This is a genomic window from Pedobacter foliorum (assembly GCF_013266735.1).
Lineage (GTDB): Bacteria > Bacteroidota > Bacteroidia > Sphingobacteriales > Sphingobacteriaceae > Pedobacter > Pedobacter foliorum.
In genome coordinates this window covers 218,436-241,079 of the sequence record NZ_JABSNU010000007.1, presented here as the reverse complement: position 1 = coordinate 241,079, position 22,644 = coordinate 218,436, and the positions used below count along the sequence as shown (strand labels likewise).

Sequence of the window (22,644 nt, the reverse complement as noted above, 5' to 3'; positions counted from 1 at the left end):
ATATTCTAGGAGAAGTTGGAGTATTCCAGCTAAAATACTGCTATTGTTTGTTTTGTTCCTTGGCCCAATCTTTAAATTGTGCAATTGATTTACTTAGAACACCGGCCGAACCTTTAAATTTACCAGAGCCACTAGGCGTTCCCCCTTTTCCATACCATTCGTAGAAACCTTTGTTTTTAATGACAAGGTCAATCATCGGCTGAACTTCCTCGTAAGCTTCCTTTACAAACCCATTTGCAATCAGTTGTTGGATCATCCTACCTCCGAACCATGTCCAATCTCCACCATTTTGATAATAATAAGGAGCTGACATACCTCCACGAAAAAGGCCTTTTGGATAAGTTGGGTAAATTGTAAGACCAATACTTGGCATACCTGATAATTTTACGTTTTCAACCATTTGCTTATTTACAGTTTTAATTTCATCTTTTGATAATAAACCTGCTTCAATAGCGACAGCTGTTCCTCCGTGATAATGAATGTTGTTTTCATCAAATCCTGCTGGAATGGGAGATTTATCAGGATAGATATGAGGGATAAATTTCTCTCTTTTTTCATCCCATAAGTACTTTCTTACGTTCAATCGAACCGATTTCTGTAGTTCTTTCCATTTTTCATTCTGCCCCTTGTCTGTGGTCATTTCCTGAAGATAGTTTAATGCAATAATCAACATCGCATTATCATAAACATCTATAGCTTCATCAGATAGCTTATTCCAATCACAACCAAAGTCGTCGTTGGGCTGTACGTCACCCCAATCGGCGGTCATCGCTCCATTTAATAAGCCGTATTTTTTATTGTATTTGTTGTTAAGTAAGTAGTCGATCATAAGTTCCATTCTGTTGAGTACAGATATACCGGCAACCTTCTCTGTTAAAATGCTTGTATCTCCGGTCCTTTTAACATACTTACCAACCAGTTGAATTAAAGAAGTTTCCTGATCTGTTTCTACAGTATTCTTGAACCCTACATGATTAGGAGCCGCATCTGAATAGTATGGAGTATCATCATTCCAGGTAAAATCCTTTTTAAGGACATAACCATCCACCATTTCATTATTTTTTTGCTGAAGTGCAAAAAAAAGAAGAATAGCGCCTCTTACTTCTTCTTTAGATGTTTCTTCAAGTGCAGTTTCAATAAATGTATTCATATCACGTGCCCAGATTTGCGAGTAGCCACTTCCGGCATTAAAACCCTCTTTTATCACCCCTCTTGCCATGCTATCTACCTTTTGGAATGATTTATCTGATAAGATCGATTGTGCCAATTTATGATCTGTTACTTGCTTATTAGATGCACATGAGCTTATAAACAGGATTAGCGTTAGAAATATAAAACAAAAAAAGACTGAAATTTTACGCATAGACTTAGGTTTGTGTTGATTTTCATGTATATATGTATGTACAAATATAATAAAACTTAAGTTAACTATCCTGCATTAGTGCACTTCTTCCACCATCAATCAAATAGGTTGTACCTGATGCAAAAGCAGCATATTCACTTGCCAGAAAAGCGCACCAGCCTCCTATCTCTTCGGGAGTACCTAAATTCTTTACCGGATGTAACTCAATGGTTCTTTGTCTTTCTTTTGCAGGATCCAGAAATGAGTCGAACCATAGTTGATTGCCGGGAGTATCAATAAAGCCCGGGGCAATTCCTACAGTCCTAATGTTAGGCCCCCATTCAATGGCTAAACTTCTTACCAGTCCTGTTAGTGCTGTTTTAGTAATGTTATATGGGAAACAACCGGGCATGGTTGAATAAGCATGATTAGAGCTCATGAGAATGATTACTCCGTTATTTTTCTCTAAATATGGCCTGCAAAGTTTTGCAATCCGCCAATGTGAAGCAAGATTCAGGTTCATATTAAAATCCCAATCCATTTCACTACACCCTTCAGGCCTGTCAAAAACATTCTTACCTGCATTTGAGACAAGAATATCTATTTTACCTCCTTCTCGTTCAGTAACTGATTGAACAAGCTCTCTGATATCTTCCGGATTGCGCATATCTGTTTTATTGTAGCTAGCGTTGCCCCCTTCACTCCTTATTATTTCTAAAAAACTGCTTGCTTCCGGACTATTATTTGGATGTTCCGCACAACCGGCAATCGTACAGCCGGCTTTGGCCAAAACTTTTGCAATACCCAATCCAATACCAGAAGTAACGCCCGTAACAAGGGCCACTTTCCCTTTTAAGTCAATTTGTAGTGCCATAATTTAATTCTAACCTTTAACAACTTTACACATAAAATCCAGGTCTTGCTTCTAAAACTCCCGGATGTTTCTCCATTTCTGATTCAACCAAATCCACTCCCAGCCCCGGACGATCACTCAATTTCAAATGCCCTCCTACGATCATTTCTTTTATCGGATGGTTGATAATAGTATCTCTCCATGGCACGTCATTGAACATAAATTCCTGTCTGAAAAAATTAGGAACAGACGCACATACATGAGCCGAAGCCAAGGTAGAAAGCGGCCCATTAGGATTGTGTGGGGCAAGTAATACATTATATGCCTCCATCATTGTAGCCATCCTCTTCATTTCTGAGGGGCCGCCGCAACGTGTAATGTCAGGCATCATGAAATCACACACATGTTTTTCCAGTAGGTCTCGTATGCCATGACGGGTATAATGCCGCTCACCAACACAAATAGAAACGTTCGAAGGAATTCTGTCTCGCATGGCTCTGAGTGTATTTGCATTTTCAGGTCCCGCAGGTTCCTCATACCAGGTAATATTCAGTTCCGAAAGACGCTGAGCCATTTTAACAGCCACACTATAATTAAGCATAGCGTGCGTCTCGATCATAATGTCAAAGTTTGGTCCCACAGCATCGCGTACAGCTTTACTTACATTGAACGCCAGATCCTGCTGTTCATTAGTGAGTTGCAGATTTGACGACAAGTCTTCACCATACAAATAGTTAGTGTGAGCAAATGGATCAAATTTAAGCCCTGTAAATCCTGCTTCCTTTACTTTTATAGCCTGAGCAGCATAATCTTCTGCATTATGTCCACCTCCGGTAAACCAATAGTTTGCATATAGCTGAATATCCGTCCTAAACGCTCCTCCTAATAACTCATAACAAGGCGTCCCCAGCACTTTACCTTTTAAGTCCAGTAAAGCCATGTCAATCCCACTTATCGCGCACATGCTGGCACCAAACGGTCCCATCCAATTCAGATCTCTGTACAGCTTGGTCCATATAAAGTCTGTTCTCATTGGATCAAGTCCAATAATTCTTTCTCCTACATGTTTTGCAGCATGGTATACAATTGGACTGCCCGGCCAATTTGTTGCTTCTCCAACTCCAGTATGCCCTGTATCAGTATAAATCTTGAGTAAAGTCCAGTTGTACTTAACGCCCTCAACCAGCCATACTTTTACATCTGTAATTTTCATATCTAATTTTATTTTTAACGCAACCGGAATATCACGTTTCCTTTTAATTGTTTGCCCTTAATATTAATTCTTTGATCCGTAAATGGAGATCCATAAAATGGTTCAGATCCATTGTTACTGTAATCGGCGATCAGAAACTGTATGTTGCTATCCTGCAACCAGCTTCTTGAAGATTGTTTTGTATCTGAAAGTACTGTAATGCCATTGTTGTTATTGTTAGTTAGCTCAGCGCGAATAATGTGCTGTTTTGTTGACCTGAAATCATTAGACCCCATTTCGTTTGCATCATCTTTCCAAAGCGCTGAGGTTTGCTTGCCCGGCTCTTCTACCGAAGACAGCCATTTTGCATTCAGTTTTGTGGTTCCACTATCCCTTGCTATGTCATCTGGAGAATAAACGGTAAAATCTCCGCTACGCTTCCAGCTCAACTGATCAAAAACTTTAGGTAACTGAAATAACATACCATACTGATATGGGGTTGCGGTGGCCTCATCCCAACATTTAACATCATAGTCTACCTTTACATTCCCATTCTTCATAAAAGAATACTTTATGCTCCCGTTTGCACTTTTGTAAGTAGTTTCCATAGAGATTATGATGGCATCTTCAGTTTTCTGAGTGGTTATATTTTTTACATACAAAGTATATAAGGGATAATTCTTAATTGGGTAAATGTTATTCTGATAAGTTTCTCCTGCAACATTTGGTTTTCCTCCATCTTCGCTATTCATTGGTACAACACAAAACACGGGACCCTGGTTAAGTATCCTTTGCCCTTTACTTTCTGCGGCTGATATTATCCCGGTCGTTTTATCAACTGTATATCTGATAGCTCCCTGCTGAATAAAATAAGCAGAAGAATTCTCTTCCAGGGCAAGTGATTCAGTCATTTTATATTGCACCTCTTCAGTTTTCTTTAAAACGATATGTTCTTCGTTGGTAATAAATCCGCCCGGATCTTTAAAAGTGATGTACACCTCTTTTGTTTGTTCGTTAACAGGTATTTTTAAATATCCATTTTGATGTGGTCCTATCTGTGAATTGATTTTTCCTGAGGTAACATTTGTTTTGTAGCTGATGGAAACATCCTGAAGCGATATAAAGTCATAGCGGTTTTCTACCTGAAGGATCAACTGATCGTTTTGTACTTTCAGATCGTTTAAATTTTTAATTACTACCGGTGCATAGGCTTTCTTCATACCCCAGTATTCAGGCTTTGGCCTGCGCCAGCCATCTATTGGACCCCAAGGACCATAACCTACAATGCGTCCATCAGGAAGATGAAAAGTATCGTCTATTCCGCTCCAGACTGCGCCGCCCAGATTGCCTTTATGATAGTATATTGAATCGTACATTTTTACCAATGGAAGTGCATACGCACTTCTTACACCAGGATCGGTAGCCAGTTCTCGTCTGTTATAGGTACTAACATGCGCATATTCGCCGAATAAGGTAGGTCGGCTCATGGTATCGGTAGCTGCCGGGCCATTCATGCCCGGGTAGTGATAATTGGCAATATCAGCCTTGCTTCCCGCATTGTTGAAACCACCCCAGCATTGGTCATGAAAAGAGGTTGGCCGGGTACTATCAAATTCCTTCACCTTATCCAACACTTTTTGCCACAAAGGGCTCCATCTGGATTCATTCCCTAGCGACCAGATGATAACTGAAGGATGATTCTTTGCTGACTGCATCTTTTCCAGATTTGCCGAGATCATATAAGGTAAGAATTTTTCATCTTTATAATCCCATAGGCCCCACATTGGAGAAGCATGGTGCTGAATCCAGGTTAATGAAGATTCATTTTCCACAAACAAACCAATGCTATCTGCTGCTTCCAGAAATTCTTGTGACGGTGGATAATGAGAAGTGCGTATGTAGTTACAGTTAGCCTGCTTAAAAAGTTCAGCGTCTTTTATTTCAAGTTCAGGACTTATGCTTCGACCGGTAAGCGGATGAACAGAATGCCTGTTTACCCCTCTTAATTTAATCGGATAACCATTTACAAAAAGCTGATTTCCTTTAATCTCCACCTGTCTGAAACCAATTTTTTGAGTATTCTTTTGAATGGCGTTGCCACTAACAATCAGTTCAGTTGTTAAGTTATATAAATAAGGATGCTCGGTATTCCATTGTTTAGGATTTTTGACAGAGAAACTCTGGCCCAAAAGAGTTGATTCCCCTGGAGCGAGCGTTTTACCCAGAGGCATTGCCTTTTTGAAAACAACTTTACCTTCGTTATCAGTTAGCACATAGTTTATTTGAGCACTAGAGGTTGTCCTGGATTCATTGATGATTTTAGTCTTAAGCCGCAGCATTGAATTCTTATAATTACCATCAAAACTTGTAGTTACACTTATATCTGCAATATTTACTTCAGGTAATGCAAACAAAGTGACCTTTCTAAGAATACCTCCTACTGTGTGTGCTGCATACTGAGAAGTACAAGCAAGAATATCACTAATAGTCTGTGCCTGAACTTCGACTTCAAGCAAATTATCTCCTGAACGGAGAAAGTCTGTAACATCAGATTCAAAAGGCACAAAACTCCCTTCATGTTCTGATACTTTGCGACCGTTTATTTTTACAACAGCATGAGAGCTAACGCCATCGAACTTTAATTTCATTCTCTTGCCCTGCCATGAGGCAGGTATGACGAGGTTTTTACTGTAGGTTGCGGTTTCTCCTGTGTTTACATTAAAACCTTGCATCACCCACTCTCCGGGTACCTGAATTGGTTTCCTGTGGGAGCCACTTTCTAAATTTTCAGAAAACAACCATTCTCCATTTAGCGAAAGCTTAAAATTCTTGTCTGAGGGAACCGGAGATAAACGGGCAATTTCTATGTTTTTACCCCCTGCAATTGGAAGAGCGATCTTTTGAATCTGTGCGCTTGCATTATTTCCAAAAAACAACAAACAGGCAAAAACTATAATATAGGATGTCTTCATTTCTTTAATATTACTTTTTCTTATACACTTTTGGTCACATAATTCCATATTGCTCAAAAGCTTCTGTGGCACTCATTCCTTCTTGAATTTTAATTTGAACCAGCTTTTCTCCTCTTGCCTTTTCAATGGCCAGATTGAAAACCTCGACTTCATGAATCTTAGGAATGATGCAAACCCCATCAATATCACCAACCACAATGTCTCCCGGATTAATAAGCACTCCCCTTATTTCAATTGGAACCCTATAATCAATTACTTTACCCCGAGGCGCCTGATCCTGAGCATAACTACCGTAAGAAAATGTTGGAAAATTAAGTTCCAGAATTCCCTTTGTATCTCTCGAATACCCATCCACAACTGCTCCTGCTGCACCTAGCTTCAAGGCTCTTGTACTCATTAGTTCGCCCCATAATGCATAATTTGGAGAGGCTCCGCCACAGATATAAACTTCATCTTTTTTTAAGTCATCCAGTGCCTCTAACATGAGGCCGAAAGATTTCTTTAAGGTAGGGTTATTACCTGTATACCCCGTTGATTCCAGAACATCTGCCTCTAAAACAGGCATTGCCCTTCCAACTACAAACATATCTTTTCTAAGCGGCTGTATAGCTGCTGGTAAAAATTGATGCAGCAGTCCCATTTTATCCATGATGTCACCGATTACTGCAGTATAAAGTTCTCTACGAATGATCTCAAAAAGCTCAGTGTCAGTCTGCCATTTCATATTTATTAATGTTTTCTCCAAAATTCATTAATTCAACATGAATTTTGTACACCAAATTTACCTGTTACCTAAACTATTTTAACATATTCAATGTTATCAAACTACATTTTCTGCATATATGATTGTAGAACACTTAAAGCAAATGTTTAATTTAGCCACATTAAAAGCAATATTATGAAAACATTTTTTCCAATTATTGGTATGCTTGGCAGCCTGTTATTTTTTAGCTGTAACTCTTCAGAAAACCAGGTTAAGAATAGTGATACTTTAGTTACAGTTCATCAACCAAAAGAGCTTAGAAAGGATTCTGTTGGTAATCAAAAAGAAATGGTTAGTGAGCATACACTTAACCTAATAAAGCTAGGCTTAGGTAAAATGTTTAAGGATGACCTCTCTAAAAATTTGATTGATGAACAAAGTAGAAAGTTTAAAGTTTTTGAATATAACATTAATGAAGAACCTAAAAAGGAAATTTTTGTTGGGTTAACAGGCCCCTACTTTTGTGGATCCGGAGGGTGTACAGTTTTGCTGCTTAATCCTGAAGGAGAATTAGTAACTAAATTTACTGTTACGGAGTCGCCACTTTTAATAGCAGACACTTTTACAATGGGATGGAGAGATTTAATACTTCATAGCCAAGGAAAAGATCACCTGATGAAGTTTAATGGAAAAACTTATCCATCTAATCCAAGTGTTCAGCCTGATTACGCCCCAACTTCATCACAAAATCTAATTAAAGGACTGGGCACTACTGATCAATCCTATTCCTGGTAATTTATGCTATAACTATTCTTCAATAGGTTTCTCTGTCGCATTTGGATGATGAAGATAAATATCCTGCTGAGGAAATGGAATGCTGATACCATTGGTTTTGAAAGCAGCCACAATAGCTATGATTAAATCACTTCTTGTAGCAGAAGTGTCTCCAATATGTTTTGTCCAGAAATATATTCTCAGATCAATTGAACTATTACCAAGTTGCTCAAATTGTACCGTAGGTTCAGGACTCTTACTAATTCGCTGATCATTGTTTAGAATCTCGCCGAGTATTGTCCTTGCTTTTTCAAGATCTGCATCATAGGCGACCCCAATCAGAATGGATATACGCTTACGGTTTCCGCCCAGTGACCAGTTGATGAGATGAGAATTAAGCAGGTCGCCATTAGGCATAACAAGATCTGCACCGTCCCAGGTTGAGATGACACTGCTTCGAAAGCCAATGGATTTCATCTTGCCGCCTTGTCCGTCAACATCTACGATATCTCCTACATTTACAGGCTTTTCAAATGCGATGATAAGTCCGCTTACCAGATTATTGACTAAAGTCTGTAATCCGAAACCAATACCTACACCGAGTGCGCCCAAAACGATGGTGATCCTGTCTATTGGAATACCTGCTGCGGCAATGGCTAAAAATAACCCAATGCAAAGTATCGAGATACGCACCAATAGTAGCCAACTCCCTATTCCTCGTTTTTCATGCTTGCTATCTGTTCCGGAAAGCTGTTTGTCTGAGGCAAAAAATGATACAATTTTTGATATCAACACCGAAATGCCCATGATTGTAAAGAACAAGATCATGTTATTGATGCTGAAAGTATAATTACCTAAGGTTCTTTCTTGACTAAAAAAGTTTTGTAAAGGCTCTGAAAGGTAATCAAATGCAGGAAAATTACGGCCAAATAAAACTATCCAGCCTAGAATTAACAGGATGTAAAAAAGTGCCGGCGCCCTATTGCCTACCCTTTCAAAATTAAGATAAAAAAGTTTTCTGTCTTGTCCTGAATATACGTTGAAGGCAAGGAATAGTCCCTCGTTAATGAGTCGTATAGTCCATAAAAAAAGAATTGCAATGATAACATTTAAAAAGCCACTGATAAACAATGTTTTCGCGATATTATATCTACCAAAAAGGTTTGCGATTGTAGAGACCAATTCCAGGAATGTCATAAAAGCGATTGACCAAATAATCCATTTTTCCCTCAGCTCTTCGCGATGCCCTTTGAGCAGTATAGTCAATCCTGCAATTACTGCAAACATTGAAGTAAGCAACATGAACCACCTTTCGATTCTAGAAGCCTGCAGTACGAGATTTCCAAAGGCTGAGATTAGGAAAAGTAGTACCATTAATAACCAGATTCGCATCCAGTATTTACTCACATAAGCATTGAAGATTATGCTGAGACAAACGCAGGAAACCAACCAAAAGATCACATTTAAGATGAATGGCGGTGATATGAAAAAGAACTGGAAAAAGCTAATAGCAAGCAGTATGGCAGAGAGCAGTGGATACCGTAATACCAGCTGTCCATCAAAATTCGATTTTAGTAGCTTATTGTCAATATATATATGTTTAAGTGAGCGTAGATAGATAAAGGAAGTCATCATAAGTAATAGCAAAACGATTAGTTTTCCTGTATTGTTCTCCGCATAAAAACTAAGTGTGAGTAAACCTTTTATTTTTGAAAAATTGAGTATCTCTCCAAATGGACGGTAATAACCCTGAGGTTCCCATAAATTGTTAAATTCCCTTTTAAAGGTATGGGTAGCCATCTCCTTTTGATAAGAATCTATTTCCTCTAAACTGCTCTCTAATTTAAAAACAGTCATATTTACCTGATTCAGCAGTGCCTGGATATTATTACTAGCTACATTGAGGGCGGTATCTATTGGCCCTGTTTCATAAGCAATCACTTTGATTTTTTGCAGATACTTCATCAGCGTAGTCGAATCGGATGCAAACTTAAATAAAGCAGGTACACTCAAAAGTGAATCCAGTTGATATCTGAATTCATGGAGTTCTTGTTGACGGACTTCTAGTCTGACTTTTCGTGCATTTGCTTTGTTAAGTAACTCAGCCAATATTTTAGAGGTAGCAGTTAAATTACGAAAGGTTTGTGTTGTTCCCTTGTTTGTGAATACTCCATCTCCTGCCAAAGCAAAATCCCTTTCTATTTCCTGTAGCTCAACCTTAGTTCCGGGGGTATCTAATTTTCCTTTCAGGTAGATCTTTGCCTTTTGCATGGTTTGCTTTATTTCTTCAAAGGTCTTAATCTGGCTGATAGCTGCTTTGTCAGCACTAAATTCATCGGCACTTTTCTTTGAAGCATTTTTTGCAAAGGCCTGCATCCTGGCCACAAAATTAAGTTGTGAGCTGTCTGGTGTAGGTTTTGAATTTAGGCTATCTTTCTTCTGAGCATACAAGAAACAAGGGCTTAAAACAAATGTCCAACATAGAAAAAAAATGATTATTTTCTTAAGAGTCATAACTTAAAAGGATTTTAACTCAATAATACGTAAAAATTGAGATTTATTTTAAGATTCCCATGGTGAATATATCCATCTATGAGCTCGCGAAGGTAGTAATGCATCAATGCACCACTACTAACATGTTTTCGTGATTTTAATAAAATTGTCTGATCTTTGTTCCTAACAATCGCATAAGATTTCTATAATTCTTAAACCTTTTATGCTACAACTGCTGCTATAATGCAAGATTTAATTGATGAAGACTCAGTGTTTTGCCCTTTCGAAGAAACAGCGGAAATAAATACACTGGCAGAAGGACTAGTCTTTTCTCTAAAAGAAGAAGTCGATCCACTTTGCTTACTTGCTGTAGATAAATTGCAATTTCACTTGCAGCATCAGCAAGATTGGATTCATAATTTTGGTTTATCTGAGGGGATTGAAGGAATGGTTATAGGAAAAATGTTTGGTGTATTAATTGTTCGGACAAAAGCTGGCAGACTTGGTTACCTTGCTGCATTTTCAGGGAAATTGGCTGGAAAAAATCATCACTCCAAATTTGTACCACCAATTTTTGATGGCTTGGAGCAAGGAGGCTTTCTAAATGCCGGAATGGAAATGTTGACACAGTTAAATGAAAAAATTAACCAACTTGAATCTTATCGGAATAATTCTTGTGAAGATGAGATTCATAGCTTAAAATCATTACGGAAACAGCACTCGCATTCGTTACAGAATAAAATTTTTGAACAGTATCATTTTTTAAATAAAGCAGGTGAATCGAAAAGTTTAATTCAAGCGTTTGAGAATACATCAGCCGGAAAACCGCCTGCAGGTGCCGGAGAATGTGCGGCTCCAAAATTATTGCAGTATGCTTTTAGTCATGAAATGGAGCCTTTGGCTCTCGCAGAATTTTGGTGGGGTTTATCTCCTAAATCAGCAAATTGGAAACACGGTCATTTTTATCAGCCATGTTTAGAAAAATGCGCTCCGATATTAGCTCATATGCTAAATTAATTGGTCTGATTGATTGTCTGATAATCGTTTTATTAAAAAAGAATCAATAAGTTTAAGTCTATTTGCCAGTATTCATTTAAATACATAAGAAATTAAACATTCCATAAAAATAAAGGTATTGCTACTGGTCTCATTTATGAGTGTCCAGGTATATGGCTATGGGCAAGTAATCGCATCCACAGATTCGGTTAAGAAGGATTCAACAGTAAAGGAGTATGATGTGGTTGACTTAGGCCGTAGTATTTTTCGCCCAGGGAAACCACCTAAACCAGCGCATAAAGCATCAGGTATCACTCCTATGCCAAGTATTGCTTATAATCCGAGTATTGGCGCTCAGATAGGGCTTAAAGCAGTAATTGGAAAGGTATTGGGACATGAACCAAAAACACTGATGTCGGTTGCTGCAACATCTGCTTCAATTACTACCAAAGGGATTATTTATTTTTACCTTAGCCACAACGTATACACTCCCGGCAATAGATGGAACTTACAAGGAAGTTTGGTAGCAGCTAAAACTGTTACTCCGGATTTTGGATTAGGTATTGGTAAACCCGCAACCGGTACGGAAGATGAAGTAATACTATCCAATCCAGACCGTAAAGGCTATGCTATCCATGGGGAGTACTATAATTTTAGAGAAAAAATTTATAAGCAAATTCAGGATCACTTATTTATTGGAGCTGGTGCATCATTTGAGATCAGAAGAAATCTTAAAGATCCGAATAATGCTGATGGCAAAACACCTTACCATGTGTATAGTGAACAACATGGTTTTGATAAAAACCACTATATGGCCAATGGCTTTTTAATGAACTTACAATACACTACTCGCGACAATCAGAACCGTGCCTTTAAAGGCATATATGCTGATGCGGGCTTTCGAGTGAACCAAACCTGGATTGGAAGTACAAAAAATGCAGTACAGGTAACAACTGACTTTAGAAAATACTGGAGCCTTTCTACCAGAAATCCCGAACATGTACTTGCATTTTGGAATTGGGGATCTTATCTGATAAGTGGTACACTGCCCTATCTGGAACTTCCGGGGACAGGAAAAGATGCTAATTTTAGGAGTGGCAGAGGGTATACCGTTGGTTACTTTAAAGGCACTCAGTACTGTTATTCTGAATTGGAATATCGCTTCCCAATAACTAGAAATAATTTTATTAGTGGTGTTACTTTCTTTAATGTTCAGACCGCTAACGATGAATCGGGCACTAAGCTGTTTCAAAAATGGCAACCTGCTGGTGGTGCCGGTTTACGTATCTTGTTCAACAAGGCTACCAGGACAAACTTATGCGTAGATTACGCTTTTGGTAATTTTGGTGCAAAAGGGTTATTTTTAGGGCTAAATGAAGTCTTTTAGCATAAATTAATCTTAAAAATCGATTTTGCACTTTAACTGAGGCAATGCTTTTGTTTTCTTCATAATAGAAAAATGAGAATAAAAAGTAAGTTTATGACAACCAGCAGGTTTATTTCTTTTCTATTGTTAAATACCTTTGAGTATAAGAGACCTGAATATTAATGCCGCTCACCTAATTAATTATCGCTGTTTCCTGCCTAGTATATAATATGCCATACATTGTTGAAACGTCCCTAGCGTTTGATCAAATGATTATTTAATAAAATAAAGTTATGGAACACAATGCCGGAGAAATTGTTGAACTTGCAGTTCGCAGAAAAAATGTAAACATCAGTGAGTTATCAAGACGATTACATGTAAACAGACGGACTTTATATAATTGGTTTAGCCAGAAGAAACTGCATACAGAAGTGATTGTGGAGATCGGAAAGGCTATTGATTATGATTTTTCGCGTGATTTTGAAGGAGAGCTTGTTGGTTTAACTTATATGGAAGACATGCCCGCATTCAAAAATGAGATCAATGCAGACCATTCGAATTCAGTATATTATTGGATGGAAAAATACATCGCATTACTTGAAGATTATAAAAAGTTGGTTAGAAAAATAGCATCCTAACTCGAATGGTCTTCCAACGTGCTTGATCGTAACTCAACAATGATGGGTAGCTATTATCCGAATTGTAAAACAAATCATAGGAAAAAAAGGTATACTACTTAGGTAATCTTTCTGAGTTAAATACGAATTAAAGTACTATGAAAATAAGCTCCTATTTCCATCTACTCTTTACAATTTTATTGCTTAGCTGTAACAGCAAATCGACTACTGATAAAGGCGATGCTATTTATTACGGCGGTTCAATTTTAACCATGGAAGATACGGATCCAACTGTAGAGGCTGTGGTTGTAAAAGCCGGAAAAATACTTTTTACCGGAAAAAAAGCTGAAGCCGACAAATTTGTCGGTGATAAAACGAAAATAATCGACCTTAAGGGTAAAACGCTATTGCCCGGTTTTATAGATGCACATGGTCACATTACCTCAAGGGCGGGGATGATACAGGCAGTAGATTTATCTCCTACACCTTATGGTACCGTAAATTCCATTCCGGACTTACAGCAGGCGATTAGAAAATATATCAAAGACAAGAAAATACCATCCACCCAGCCCATTATGGGGAATGGTTATGATGATGCTATTATGATTGAGCATAGACATCCAACACGCGATGAACTGGATGCAATCAGTACAACTAATCCTATAATTGTGATACATGCTTCTGGTCATTCCAGTGTTGCCAATTCAGCCATGTTGAAGTTAGTTGATATTGACGAAAATACAAAGGAGCCTGAGGGTGGGCATTTTGGGCGTGACCCAAAGACGAAAAAGTTAAATGGAAAATTAGAGGAGAATGCCAGTTTTGGGGCGCTCATTGCCTTGATGAAGAAAATGCCCGCAAGTAAGTCTGAGGGCGAATCTCAAGCGATTAAAGACTTAATGAAAGCGCAGGAAGAATGGTTGAGCTACGGACAAACCACAATCTGTGACGGAAGGACAATGGGCGAAAGTGTGTCACTTTTAAAAGAAGCTGCAGCTAAACATTTATTTAAAGCTGATGTTGTATATTTTCCTGATTACGAACAGTTCAAAAGCCAGCTGGATAAATTTAAGCCTGAATATATGAAGTACAACAACAGGCTAAAGTTAGGAGGTTTTAAATTCTCTGATGACGGCTCCCCACAGGCTAAAACAGCCTGGTTAACCAAGCCTTATTTTGTGCCTCCGGCTGGAAAAGGTCCAGACTATAAAGGTTTTCCAATATTCACCGATGATGTTCTGTATAATGACTTAAAAACCCTTTTCCAGAACAATATCACAGCTCAACTACATGTTAATGGGGATGCAGCTATTGATCAGGCAATCAGAGTAATTAAGAGATTAAAAGACGAGGGGATTTATAAGCCAGAATTAAGGGTGACGCTAATCCATGTTCAAAATAGCCGCCCTGATCATATACAGAAAATTAAAGATCTTGGTGTAATTCCCTCTTACTTCTCTACCCATGCTTACCTATGGGGAGATTGGCATTATTCCAGTGTTTTTGGTCCAGAAAGAGTAGCTTTCATCAGTCCTGCAAATTCTGCTCTAAAAGCAGGCATTCTCTTTACCATGCACCACGACTCCCCTGTTACGCCACCAGACCTCCTTACTGCTGTTTACGCTGCAGTAAATAGAAAAACACGGTCAGGAATGGTTCTTGGTCCTAATGAACGCATAAAGCCAATAGAGGCTTTAAAAGCAATTACCATTAATGCCGCTTTCCAGTACCATGAAGAGGACACGAAGGGGTCGTTAAAAGTAGGTAAATTGGCCGATATGGTGATTTTAGATCAAGACCCTACAACTATTGATCCAGAGAAAATAAGAGACATCAAAGTATTGGAAACTATAAAAGAAGGAAAAATTGTTTACCAGCGAGCAAATTAAAAGATTATTTTTTCGAGTATATTTATAGCCCAAAACATAAACCCTATGAATATTGAAATACACCAGGTTGGTGATGAAAAAATAGCAGAAGTAATTTCTGATGAAATACTGATAAAGAATGCTGAAGATGGTCTGCAAATAATGATTGACCTTTACTATCAGGATTTCGATAAGATTATCATTCTTGAAAAAAATATTACACCTGAATTCTTTGATTTGAAGACCGGAATAGCTGGAGAACTTTTACAGAAATTCTCTAATTATAGGCTGCGGTTGGTAATTGTCGGGGATTTTGCTAAGTACGATAGTAATAGCCTAAGAGACTTTATTTACGAAAGTAATAAGGGTAAACAGATTAATTTTCTGGCTACAGTGTCATTCCCTTAATTCCATTAAAGATTTCGTTTCATGTGTACCTCATTCGCTTTTTGTTAAATGAGGTACACGTGAAAATGATTTTATTTAGCCGGCGTAATCACTATTTTTTTGAATTCAATTGGGCCGTGATCTCCCTGTATATATATCGGTCCAGGTTCGCCCTCATTGCTGTCTAAGGCACCTCCTGTTATACCAGGGATTTCCTGATTGTTGATTACAGTTTTTCCGTTAACTACCACAGTAACCATTCGGCCAATTAAGGTAATGTCGTAAGTTTGCCAGGTGTTGGGGCCAAGAGCATTAATCTCGCTAGGTGTAAGAAAACCATAAATGCCGCTAAACAGTACATTTGATGGATGTTGGTCTTTCGGACTATCTTCAATCTGAACTTCATGACGGCCTCTTAAATATACACCACTGTTACTTCCTTTTTGGTATCTGAATTCTACGTGTAATTTGAAATCGTTAAATTTCTGGTTAGAAATTAAGTTGGCTCCCGATTTTGGACTGGTTAAAATGCCATTTCGTACTTCCCATTGGTTTTCTCCCATGGCTTTCCATCCGGTTAAGTCTTTTCCGTTGAACAGGTTAATGCTTTTTTCCCAAATCGGAGCAGCAGTTCTTTTTAAATATGGAGCCTTTACTCCTTTCCAGCTATATTTTTTTCCTTCACTTGTAGTCATAGTACCTTGAATTCCACTATTCACCACTTCTCCTGCTATAACGAAATCCTGATCTCCGGCTTCCCATTGTGGAGGAATAGTGAAACTGAATTTCCCATTGTCGAAATTTACTTTTGCAACTGGCCGAGCACTTCCACTGGGTGCCACAAAGTAACCTACTAATGTTTTGATTCCTGAAAGCTTTACTTCTAACCAGCCTGGTGCCGATTTTCCATTTTCATCAATTGTGATGTCCCAGCGACCGATTAAATCTTTAGGAGTTACTTCTGTTTTAGAGCTTAAAGCGGCATTGATTCCTGACGCTAATAAAGATTCAACCGAACCCAGCATCAACAACCAACTCATACCAAATACAAAGAGATTTTTACGCATAATTTTCTTTTAATAATATTATTTCTAATTATTTTAAAGTTAGTTTAAAAAGTTTAGCTTTTAAAATTAGGTTGGTTTTGGGCTTGAAGGTTTGCGCTGCTAATTAATCAGTCTTGTTGTTAGCATTCAAACTGATGTTTCAATTCTGTGTTTAATATTAGCTATCCTTTAGCAAGAATCGGGTTGAATACCTTTAATTTAACCGGTTACTTTGCTTTATAAACATCGAAAATATGAAATCAATAAATGAAAGAATTGTTGATCTTGACTGGCCAAGCATAAGGCAAGAGTTGCATGATAAAGGTTTTGCTATTGTAAAGAATGTACTTACAAAAGAAGAATGTGACAATCTGATCGCAACTTATAATAAAAAAGACACCTATAGGAAGACAATAAAAATGGAGCGTTATCGCTTTGGATTAGGAGAATATAAATATTTCAGCTATCCCCTTCCTCAAATCATTGTTGAATTGAGAGAGAGTGTATACACTCAAATTGTTCCGGTAGCCAATGCGTGGATGCAAGAATTGAGACTTGATAAGCGTTTTCCTTTAACTCACCACGAGCTTAAGGATATTTGCCGGGATCACGAGCAGACTAAACCTACCGTACTGATACTGAAATACGGTGAAGGTGGATTTAATACCCTTCATCAGGATTTGTATGGTGAAATCTATTTCCCCATGCAAATGGTTTTTATGCTGGATCAGATAGACGAGGACTATAAGGGAGGTGAATTTGTGATTACTGAACAAATTCCAAGAGCGCAATCTAAGGCAAATGTGTTAAAACCACTGCGAGGTGAGATGGTTGTCTTTACTACCAATTTCAGACCAGTGAAAGGAAGTGCTGCCTATTATCGTGTAAATATGAAACATGGTGTTAGTCCGGTTCATAGTGGCAATCGTCATAGCCTTGGGATCATTTTTCATGACGCCCTTAGCTGATCACAGAATCTGCGTTTTTGCGCAGTTAATCAGTATTTCTTGCTGAAATAATAGGTAGGAAAGCTAAACAAAGACTATCTTCACGGAAATATTTGATTCCCTATAAACCAAATACCTGTGATCGAAGAAATCAAACAGACCTATCCGAAGGCCTATGTGGCTATCAATGAGGCAACAAAGAATTCTGCATTTTCAATGGCATCTGATACATTAACTTGCTCCTTATTAAGAACACTGGCTTGTACTAAACCAAGAGGTAGTTTTTTAGAGTTAGGGACTGGAACAGGACTGTCAACTTCGTGGATTTTGGATGGTATGGATAAGGATTCGACCTTAATTTCAATCGATAATGACTATCAGTTTTTATCAATTGCAGCTCGTTTCCTTATTCAGGACAAACGCTTAGATTTGCATTGTATAGATGGAGGTGAATGGGTTGAAGAGAATAAGGGAAAGAAATTTGACTATATCTTTGCCGATACCTGGCATGGCAAATACCTAATGCTTGATGAGGTAATGGATATGCTAAATCCTGGTGCTTTGTATATTATTGACGATATGTTGCCACAGCCAAACTGGCCAGATGGACATCAGGAAAAGGCAACTAAATTGATTGAGGATTTAGAAAACAGAAATGATTTGATAATCACCAAGCAATGTTGGGCAACGGGAATTGTGATCGCCACAAAGAAAGCTTAACTGAATTAGCTTGATGAGGATTATAAATCATCAGTAAAATGCCGCTTCCCTTTCTCATTTGAAAATTTCTGTGCATTATAATCTGTAGATTTATTTCGGGCAATAGATAAAGTTTTCCATTCTTCATTTTTTCTCATCTTGGCTATAAATACAATTTGGCCGATATGGTAAGGATAATGGGCAAGTTGTCTATTGAGTGCTTCTGTGACAGTATGGCCATCATTCCTAATGTAGATAATGATACTGAGATCTTTATTGTCAAGCTGATTTATCGCACTCATCAAGCAACCCCATCCCTTATCCCAATTATTCATTAGCGCTTCCCTACCCCCTGCGTGTATTTCAAATTCAGCATCTCTGTTTCGCCATGGTTTTTCTCCATCTGAAGTTAAAAAATCAGTAAAGCGAGACAACATATTTCCTGATAAGTGATTAACTATGGTAGCGATGCTGTTGCTCTCTTCATTATACTGCCAAAATATATCCTCATCTGATAGTTGTGCTATGGCTTGTTCCCCTAGTTTTTTATAGTAAAGAAATTGCTTTTTTATACTTTCTAGATAATTGTCCATATCTCTATATTTTTCAGTAAGTTTTTGCTGGTTAAAACATTTAAATTCCCTAATAGTTCTTTCTTTCTGTGATTTATGAAGAGCTGGTTTTCTATTTTTGGATTAATAAATATGCACAATCTATGATGCATTAGGTAGTTTGTTTCGATATCTAAGGATTTAAATAAAAAACATTGCTTTAGAAAAACCAAAGCTCCATTGGTTTGCGTAAATGTTTTCAAATCAAAAGATAAAAATGAAAAAGATAATTCTATCTGTATTTGCTGTAACAGTTATGGCATTTTCAACACAAGTTTATGCGCAAAAAAATCCAATGGTTGGCGGAGCAGCTATGTATTCTACGAAAGATATTGTAGATAATGCTGTCAATTCAAAAGATCATACTACACTTGTAGCAGCTGTAAAAGCTGCAGGTTTGGTTGAAACGTTAAAAAGTGCAGGGCCATTTACGGTGTTTGCGCCAACGAATGAAGCCTTTGATAAATTACCGGCTGGAACAGTTGAAACATTGGTGAAACCAGAAAACAAAGCTACGCTAACTAAAATATTAACTTATCATGTGATTGCCGGTAAAATGGATTCTAAAATGATTGCTAAAGCTATCAAATCCGGTAATGGTAAAGCAGAACTTACTACTGTTCAAGGAGGTAAATTGTGGGCATGGATGGATGGTAAGAAATTAGTTCTTAAAGATGAAAAAGGTGGAATGAGCACTGTTACTATAGCAGATGTTTATCAGAAAAATGGAGTGATACATGTAGTAGATACGGTATTAATGCCTAATTAAGACAAATCAGTCTACCTTCGACGAAAAAACCGTCCATAATTTATTATGAGGCGGTTTTTTAGCTTTTTGTACTAGCTTTTTAAATGCACTATAACACGAATTGTATTAGCCAACGTAGTTGGAACGCTGTATCAATTTCATAATATCTAAAATCTGAATGATGCGACCAGTTGTGGAAATAATTCCTTCAGACTTGAAGTCTTTTAACAAGCGAGTAACATTTTCTGTTGCAATTCCAGCAATTCCTGCAAGATCGTTTCTGGATATATCTATTTGAATGACTTTATTTTCAATGGTGTCAATTTTAAACTTTTCACGAAGTATAATTAAGGCAATTGCCAATCGCTCTACGGCTGTTCGCTGACCAAATATTGAAATTTTATTGGCAAAGACTGCTAATTCATTACTTAAAACTTTAAGCAAACGTTTACTAAAAAGTGGTGATCTGTTTAGGATAGTTAAAAAGTCTTCTTTAGGGATAAAGCTAATTAGGCACGATTGCAGAGCTGATGTCGAATCAGTATATCTTTCTTCCGCCAGAATGGGATGATAACCCATCAATTCTCCTTTATTAATAATATAAAGAATTTGCTCTTTGTCATTTTGATCGGCTTTATACTTCTTTACTTTGCCATAATGGATGAAAAATAGTCCTGATGGGAAAACACCTTCTTTATAAATGACTTCTCCCTTTTTATACTTCTGTTTTTCTTGTCTTGAAATAAGAAAAGCATAATCCTCCTCAGAAAGTGAATCGAGAACAGACTGCGTGCTGAAATACCAATTTTTGATGGGAAAAATTGCATCGAGGCTCATTAGGCAAATGTACAAGATTTATATCTTTTCCGTGTATTCGAAAATAGAAGAAATTGTGTATCTGGAGAAATTGAATTTAGCATTGGCAAAGCCAAATAACCTCTTTAAAGTAGTTTCACTAACATTTCTGCTGGTCGCTTTATTAATTTCCAGAGATATTCTTTTGCAGTCTGCGGGAGTAATTGATCTAAGGCCGGCTTTAATACATATTTGCGATCTCAGTTCAGCTAAATCTAAATCACTCATTAAAATTGAAAATGTGGGTTTGATCGGTAATGCAAACACAAAATTGCATAGCGGAAACAACTCCATTGAGTGCTGCTACATTCCAATGGTGATAATTGCTCCAAATTCTTTTCTAACTCCGAAAAATACTCTTGAATAGAACGCTTATTACTTATACGCTCTATAGATTCATTAATTATAGAATCTACTTGCCCGTAGTTTTGTGCTTTCTCTAATTTTAGTTTAGTGAATGACACATATTCCTTTAACACCATTGCCGTTTAATTGATGAGGCAAAGTTACCGCTAAAATGATTTAGGTATTATAGAAATAAGTCAAGTGGAAAACTGATATATGTCAGTTTTTGGGACTTAATTAGGTTTTACTGAATGATGTACTGCATGTGATAATAGGTTCCGCCCATAAATTGTCGCTCATTAACGATTTGAAATCCCAACTTTGTGTATAGTCTTTCTGCATTTGGGTTATCTTTACTAACCAATAGTCCAGCTCTGGTATGTTTTGTTGTTTTTAATTGTTCAATTAGGCTATTGATTAACTTCTTACCAATACCTTGCCCCTGCTTGTCTGCTGCAACACTAATACAATCAATATAGTATTCCCCGGGTTGGGTTTCATCTTCAGGTTCGCCTTTAAAGCCATAGTTTAAAGCAATATATTTTAAGAATGGGGCTCTAAGAAGGTTGAGGTCTGCTCCATCATAACCACTTATAACTCCACATATTCCTGACTCATCTTCATACAGCAGTATGTTCTCATAGCTATATTGATTGCCTGGCAATGCTGCGAAATGTTCAAACAGCGGTATGGCTTTTAGCGGACCCGATTGTCCAACAAATTTTAAAGCCAAATCTTCCATAGCATGAATAATTAATCTTGCTATCTGAGCTGCGTCGGTAGGTATAGCTGGTCTTATCATATTGTAAATTTAAAAATAAAAAAGGTTACCTTTTAATGAAGGCAACCTTTATATTTCTGTAAATAAGTGTTTGTAAATTAGTTTCCTATGCCGATAACCTTATAAGTTACTTTATCTCCGTCCGCAATTTTTTCATAGTAAACACCATCCTCTGAAACGTAGTATTGAGCTCCTTTAATCATCACATCTCTAGTTCCGTCTGGAAGCTGATCAACGATATCTCCTACCTGAGGTAAGTTGCCTGCATCATCTGCCACGGTCGCATTGTCGGTATCTAATACTCCATCTTTACCTGCTACTGTATAAACTGTTTTGCCATCTGCATCAACCGATGTGCTGTAATAAACTCCTTTATACTCGTAATAACTTTGGCCATTAATAACTATTTGTTTTGCCTCTGAAGGGATGCTAGGTACTTGGGCACCTACGGGAGGCACCACAACTTTATATCCGTCGTCATATTGTCTGTAAAAGAATCCACCTGAGTAATAGAACTGATCAGATCCAAAATAAAACGGATAATATCCATATGGCAAAACACTTAAACTAATGCCTAAAAATGGTCTGTAGTAGTTATAAAAGCCATAGTAAGGTCTGCGGTAATTATACCCGGGTCTGTAATGATAGCCCGGACGGTATCCGTAGCCTGGCCTGTATCCATAACCCGGACGATTTGCCGGACGTGTTGGTCGGTTAGGCCTGTAATCAGGACGTGAGCCTGTTCCTATTGATGGTCTGGAAGGTCTATTTCCGGGAGATATCGCTCCCTGAGAAGGTCTGGAAGGCCTATTTCCTCCTCCAGCAGAAACATGACTACCTCCGCCTCCACCACCGCCTCCTCGTGCAGATCTTTGAGCCCAAACACTATCAGCAGTAAAACCACTAATAAGGATGATGGCTCCTGCTATAATTAACGATTTAAACTTTGAGGTTTCCATAATAATAAATTATATCAATTTTTACTATATGACATGATATAAACGAAAAGGATTATTCCTTATTTAGCAATTGCTTTAAACTGACAAATA

At 37.7% G+C, this 22,644-nt stretch carries 21 protein-coding genes; 10 read left to right on the top strand and 11 right to left on the bottom strand.

The window, feature by feature from the left end:
* Positions 1-40 precede the first annotated feature (40 nt).
* The 5 genes from HQN83_RS15855 to HQN83_RS15835 all read right to left on the bottom strand — a co-directional run bounded on the left by HQN83_RS15855 (position 41) and on the right by HQN83_RS15835 (position 7,083).
* On the bottom strand, positions 41-1,363 hold the full coding sequence (locus tag HQN83_RS15855) for a glucosidase family protein (RefSeq protein ID WP_173091296.1): 1,323 nt from the start codon (positions 1,361-1,363) through the stop codon (positions 41-43).
* A gap of 61 nt (positions 1,364-1,424) precedes the next feature.
* Positions 1,425-2,216, bottom strand: a complete 792-nt coding sequence (locus HQN83_RS15850; RefSeq protein ID WP_173091295.1) for an SDR family NAD(P)-dependent oxidoreductase — start codon at positions 2,214-2,216, stop codon at positions 1,425-1,427.
* Positions 2,217-2,241: 25 nt separating this feature from the next.
* Positions 2,242-3,408, bottom strand: a complete 1,167-nt coding sequence (locus HQN83_RS15845) for a mandelate racemase/muconate lactonizing enzyme family protein (RefSeq protein ID WP_173091294.1) — start codon at positions 3,406-3,408, stop codon at positions 2,242-2,244.
* A 14-nt stretch (positions 3,409-3,422) separates the two neighbouring features.
* Positions 3,423-6,359 carry a glycoside hydrolase family 2 TIM barrel-domain containing protein gene (locus HQN83_RS15840; RefSeq protein WP_173091293.1) on the bottom strand — a complete coding sequence of 979 codons (2,937 nt, stop codon included), beginning with the start codon at positions 6,357-6,359 and terminating at the stop codon, positions 3,423-3,425.
* A gap of 34 nt (positions 6,360-6,393) precedes the next feature.
* Complete coding sequence (locus tag HQN83_RS15835) at positions 6,394-7,083, bottom strand: RraA family protein (protein ID WP_173091292.1); 690 nt, start codon at positions 7,081-7,083, stop codon at positions 6,394-6,396.
* Between the two features lie 174 nt (positions 7,084-7,257).
* Between HQN83_RS15835 and HQN83_RS15830 the strand changes: the two genes are divergently transcribed.
* Complete coding sequence (locus HQN83_RS15830; protein WP_173091291.1) at positions 7,258-7,857, top strand: hypothetical protein; 600 nt, start codon at positions 7,258-7,260, stop codon at positions 7,855-7,857.
* Between the two features lie 12 nt (positions 7,858-7,869).
* On the opposite strand, the gene HQN83_RS15825 is transcribed toward HQN83_RS15830, so the two are convergent.
* On the bottom strand, positions 7,870-10,287 hold the full coding sequence (locus HQN83_RS15825; protein ID WP_246254523.1) for a mechanosensitive ion channel family protein: 2,418 nt from the start codon (positions 10,285-10,287) through the stop codon (positions 7,870-7,872).
* Positions 10,288-10,572: 285 nt separating this feature from the next.
* On the opposite strand from HQN83_RS15825, the gene HQN83_RS15820 reads away from it, so the two are divergent.
* The 5 genes from HQN83_RS15820 to HQN83_RS15800 all read left to right on the top strand — a co-directional run bounded on the left by HQN83_RS15820 (position 10,573) and on the right by HQN83_RS15800 (position 15,584).
* The gene (locus HQN83_RS15820) at positions 10,573-11,346 is read left to right on the top strand and encodes a pseudouridylate synthase (RefSeq protein WP_173091290.1); all 774 of its coding nucleotides are present in this window, start codon (positions 10,573-10,575) and stop codon (positions 11,344-11,346) included.
* Between the two features lie 118 nt (positions 11,347-11,464).
* Positions 11,465-12,712, top strand: a complete 1,248-nt coding sequence (locus tag HQN83_RS15815; protein ID WP_246254522.1) for a BamA/TamA family outer membrane protein — start codon at positions 11,465-11,467, stop codon at positions 12,710-12,712.
* Between the two features lie 272 nt (positions 12,713-12,984).
* Complete coding sequence (locus tag HQN83_RS15810; protein ID WP_173091289.1) at positions 12,985-13,329, top strand: hypothetical protein; 345 nt, start codon at positions 12,985-12,987, stop codon at positions 13,327-13,329.
* A gap of 137 nt (positions 13,330-13,466) precedes the next feature.
* Complete coding sequence (locus tag HQN83_RS15805) at positions 13,467-15,197, top strand: amidohydrolase (protein ID WP_246254521.1); 1,731 nt, start codon at positions 13,467-13,469, stop codon at positions 15,195-15,197.
* Positions 15,198-15,242: 45 nt separating this feature from the next.
* On the top strand, positions 15,243-15,584 hold the full coding sequence (locus HQN83_RS15800; protein WP_173091288.1) for a DUF4180 domain-containing protein: 342 nt from the start codon (positions 15,243-15,245) through the stop codon (positions 15,582-15,584).
* 71 nt (positions 15,585-15,655) lie between these two features.
* On the opposite strand, the gene HQN83_RS15795 is transcribed toward HQN83_RS15800, so the two are convergent.
* Entirely contained in the window at positions 15,656-16,630 is a 975-nt protein-coding gene (locus HQN83_RS15795) for a 3-keto-disaccharide hydrolase (RefSeq protein WP_173091287.1), read from the bottom strand.
* 233 nt (positions 16,631-16,863) lie between these two features.
* On the opposite strand from HQN83_RS15795, the gene HQN83_RS15790 reads away from it, so the two are divergent.
* Together HQN83_RS15790 and HQN83_RS15785 are read left to right on the top strand one after the other, a co-directional pair.
* Positions 16,864-17,577 (top strand): 2OG-Fe(II) oxygenase, encoded by a 714-nt coding sequence (locus tag HQN83_RS15790; protein ID WP_173091286.1) that lies wholly within the window; start codon positions 16,864-16,866, stop codon positions 17,575-17,577.
* A gap of 117 nt (positions 17,578-17,694) precedes the next feature.
* Positions 17,695-18,276 carry an O-methyltransferase gene (locus HQN83_RS15785; protein ID WP_317172513.1) on the top strand — a complete coding sequence of 194 codons (582 nt, stop codon included), beginning with the start codon at positions 17,695-17,697 and terminating at the stop codon, positions 18,274-18,276.
* Positions 18,277-18,296: 20 nt separating this feature from the next.
* On the opposite strand, the gene HQN83_RS15780 is transcribed toward HQN83_RS15785, so the two are convergent.
* Positions 18,297-18,848 (bottom strand): DUF1572 family protein, encoded by a 552-nt coding sequence (locus tag HQN83_RS15780; protein ID WP_173091285.1) that lies wholly within the window; start codon positions 18,846-18,848, stop codon positions 18,297-18,299.
* Positions 18,849-19,083: 235 nt separating this feature from the next.
* Between HQN83_RS15780 and HQN83_RS15775 the strand changes: the two genes are divergently transcribed.
* Entirely contained in the window at positions 19,084-19,635 is a 552-nt protein-coding gene (locus HQN83_RS15775; protein WP_173091284.1) for a fasciclin domain-containing protein, read from the top strand.
* A 105-nt stretch (positions 19,636-19,740) separates the two neighbouring features.
* Here the strand turns inward: HQN83_RS15775 and HQN83_RS15770 are convergent, their stop codons facing one another.
* Complete coding sequence (locus HQN83_RS15770) at positions 19,741-20,451, bottom strand: Crp/Fnr family transcriptional regulator (RefSeq protein WP_173091283.1); 711 nt, start codon at positions 20,449-20,451, stop codon at positions 19,741-19,743.
* A 31-nt stretch (positions 20,452-20,482) separates the two neighbouring features.
* Between HQN83_RS15770 and HQN83_RS15765 the strand changes: the two genes are divergently transcribed.
* Positions 20,483-20,836: a hypothetical protein gene (locus HQN83_RS15765; RefSeq protein ID WP_173091282.1), complete on the top strand. Its 354-nt coding sequence runs from the start codon at positions 20,483-20,485 to the stop codon at positions 20,834-20,836.
* Between the two features lie 222 nt (positions 20,837-21,058).
* Here HQN83_RS15765 and HQN83_RS15760 read toward each other — a convergent pair whose 3' ends face one another.
* On the bottom strand, positions 21,059-21,616 hold the full coding sequence (locus HQN83_RS15760) for a GNAT family N-acetyltransferase (protein WP_173091281.1): 558 nt from the start codon (positions 21,614-21,616) through the stop codon (positions 21,059-21,061).
* 77 nt (positions 21,617-21,693) lie between these two features.
* Positions 21,694-22,554 (bottom strand): DUF6515 family protein, encoded by an 861-nt coding sequence (locus HQN83_RS15755; protein ID WP_217277400.1) that lies wholly within the window; start codon positions 22,552-22,554, stop codon positions 21,694-21,696.
* Positions 22,555-22,644: the final 90 nt, after the last annotated feature.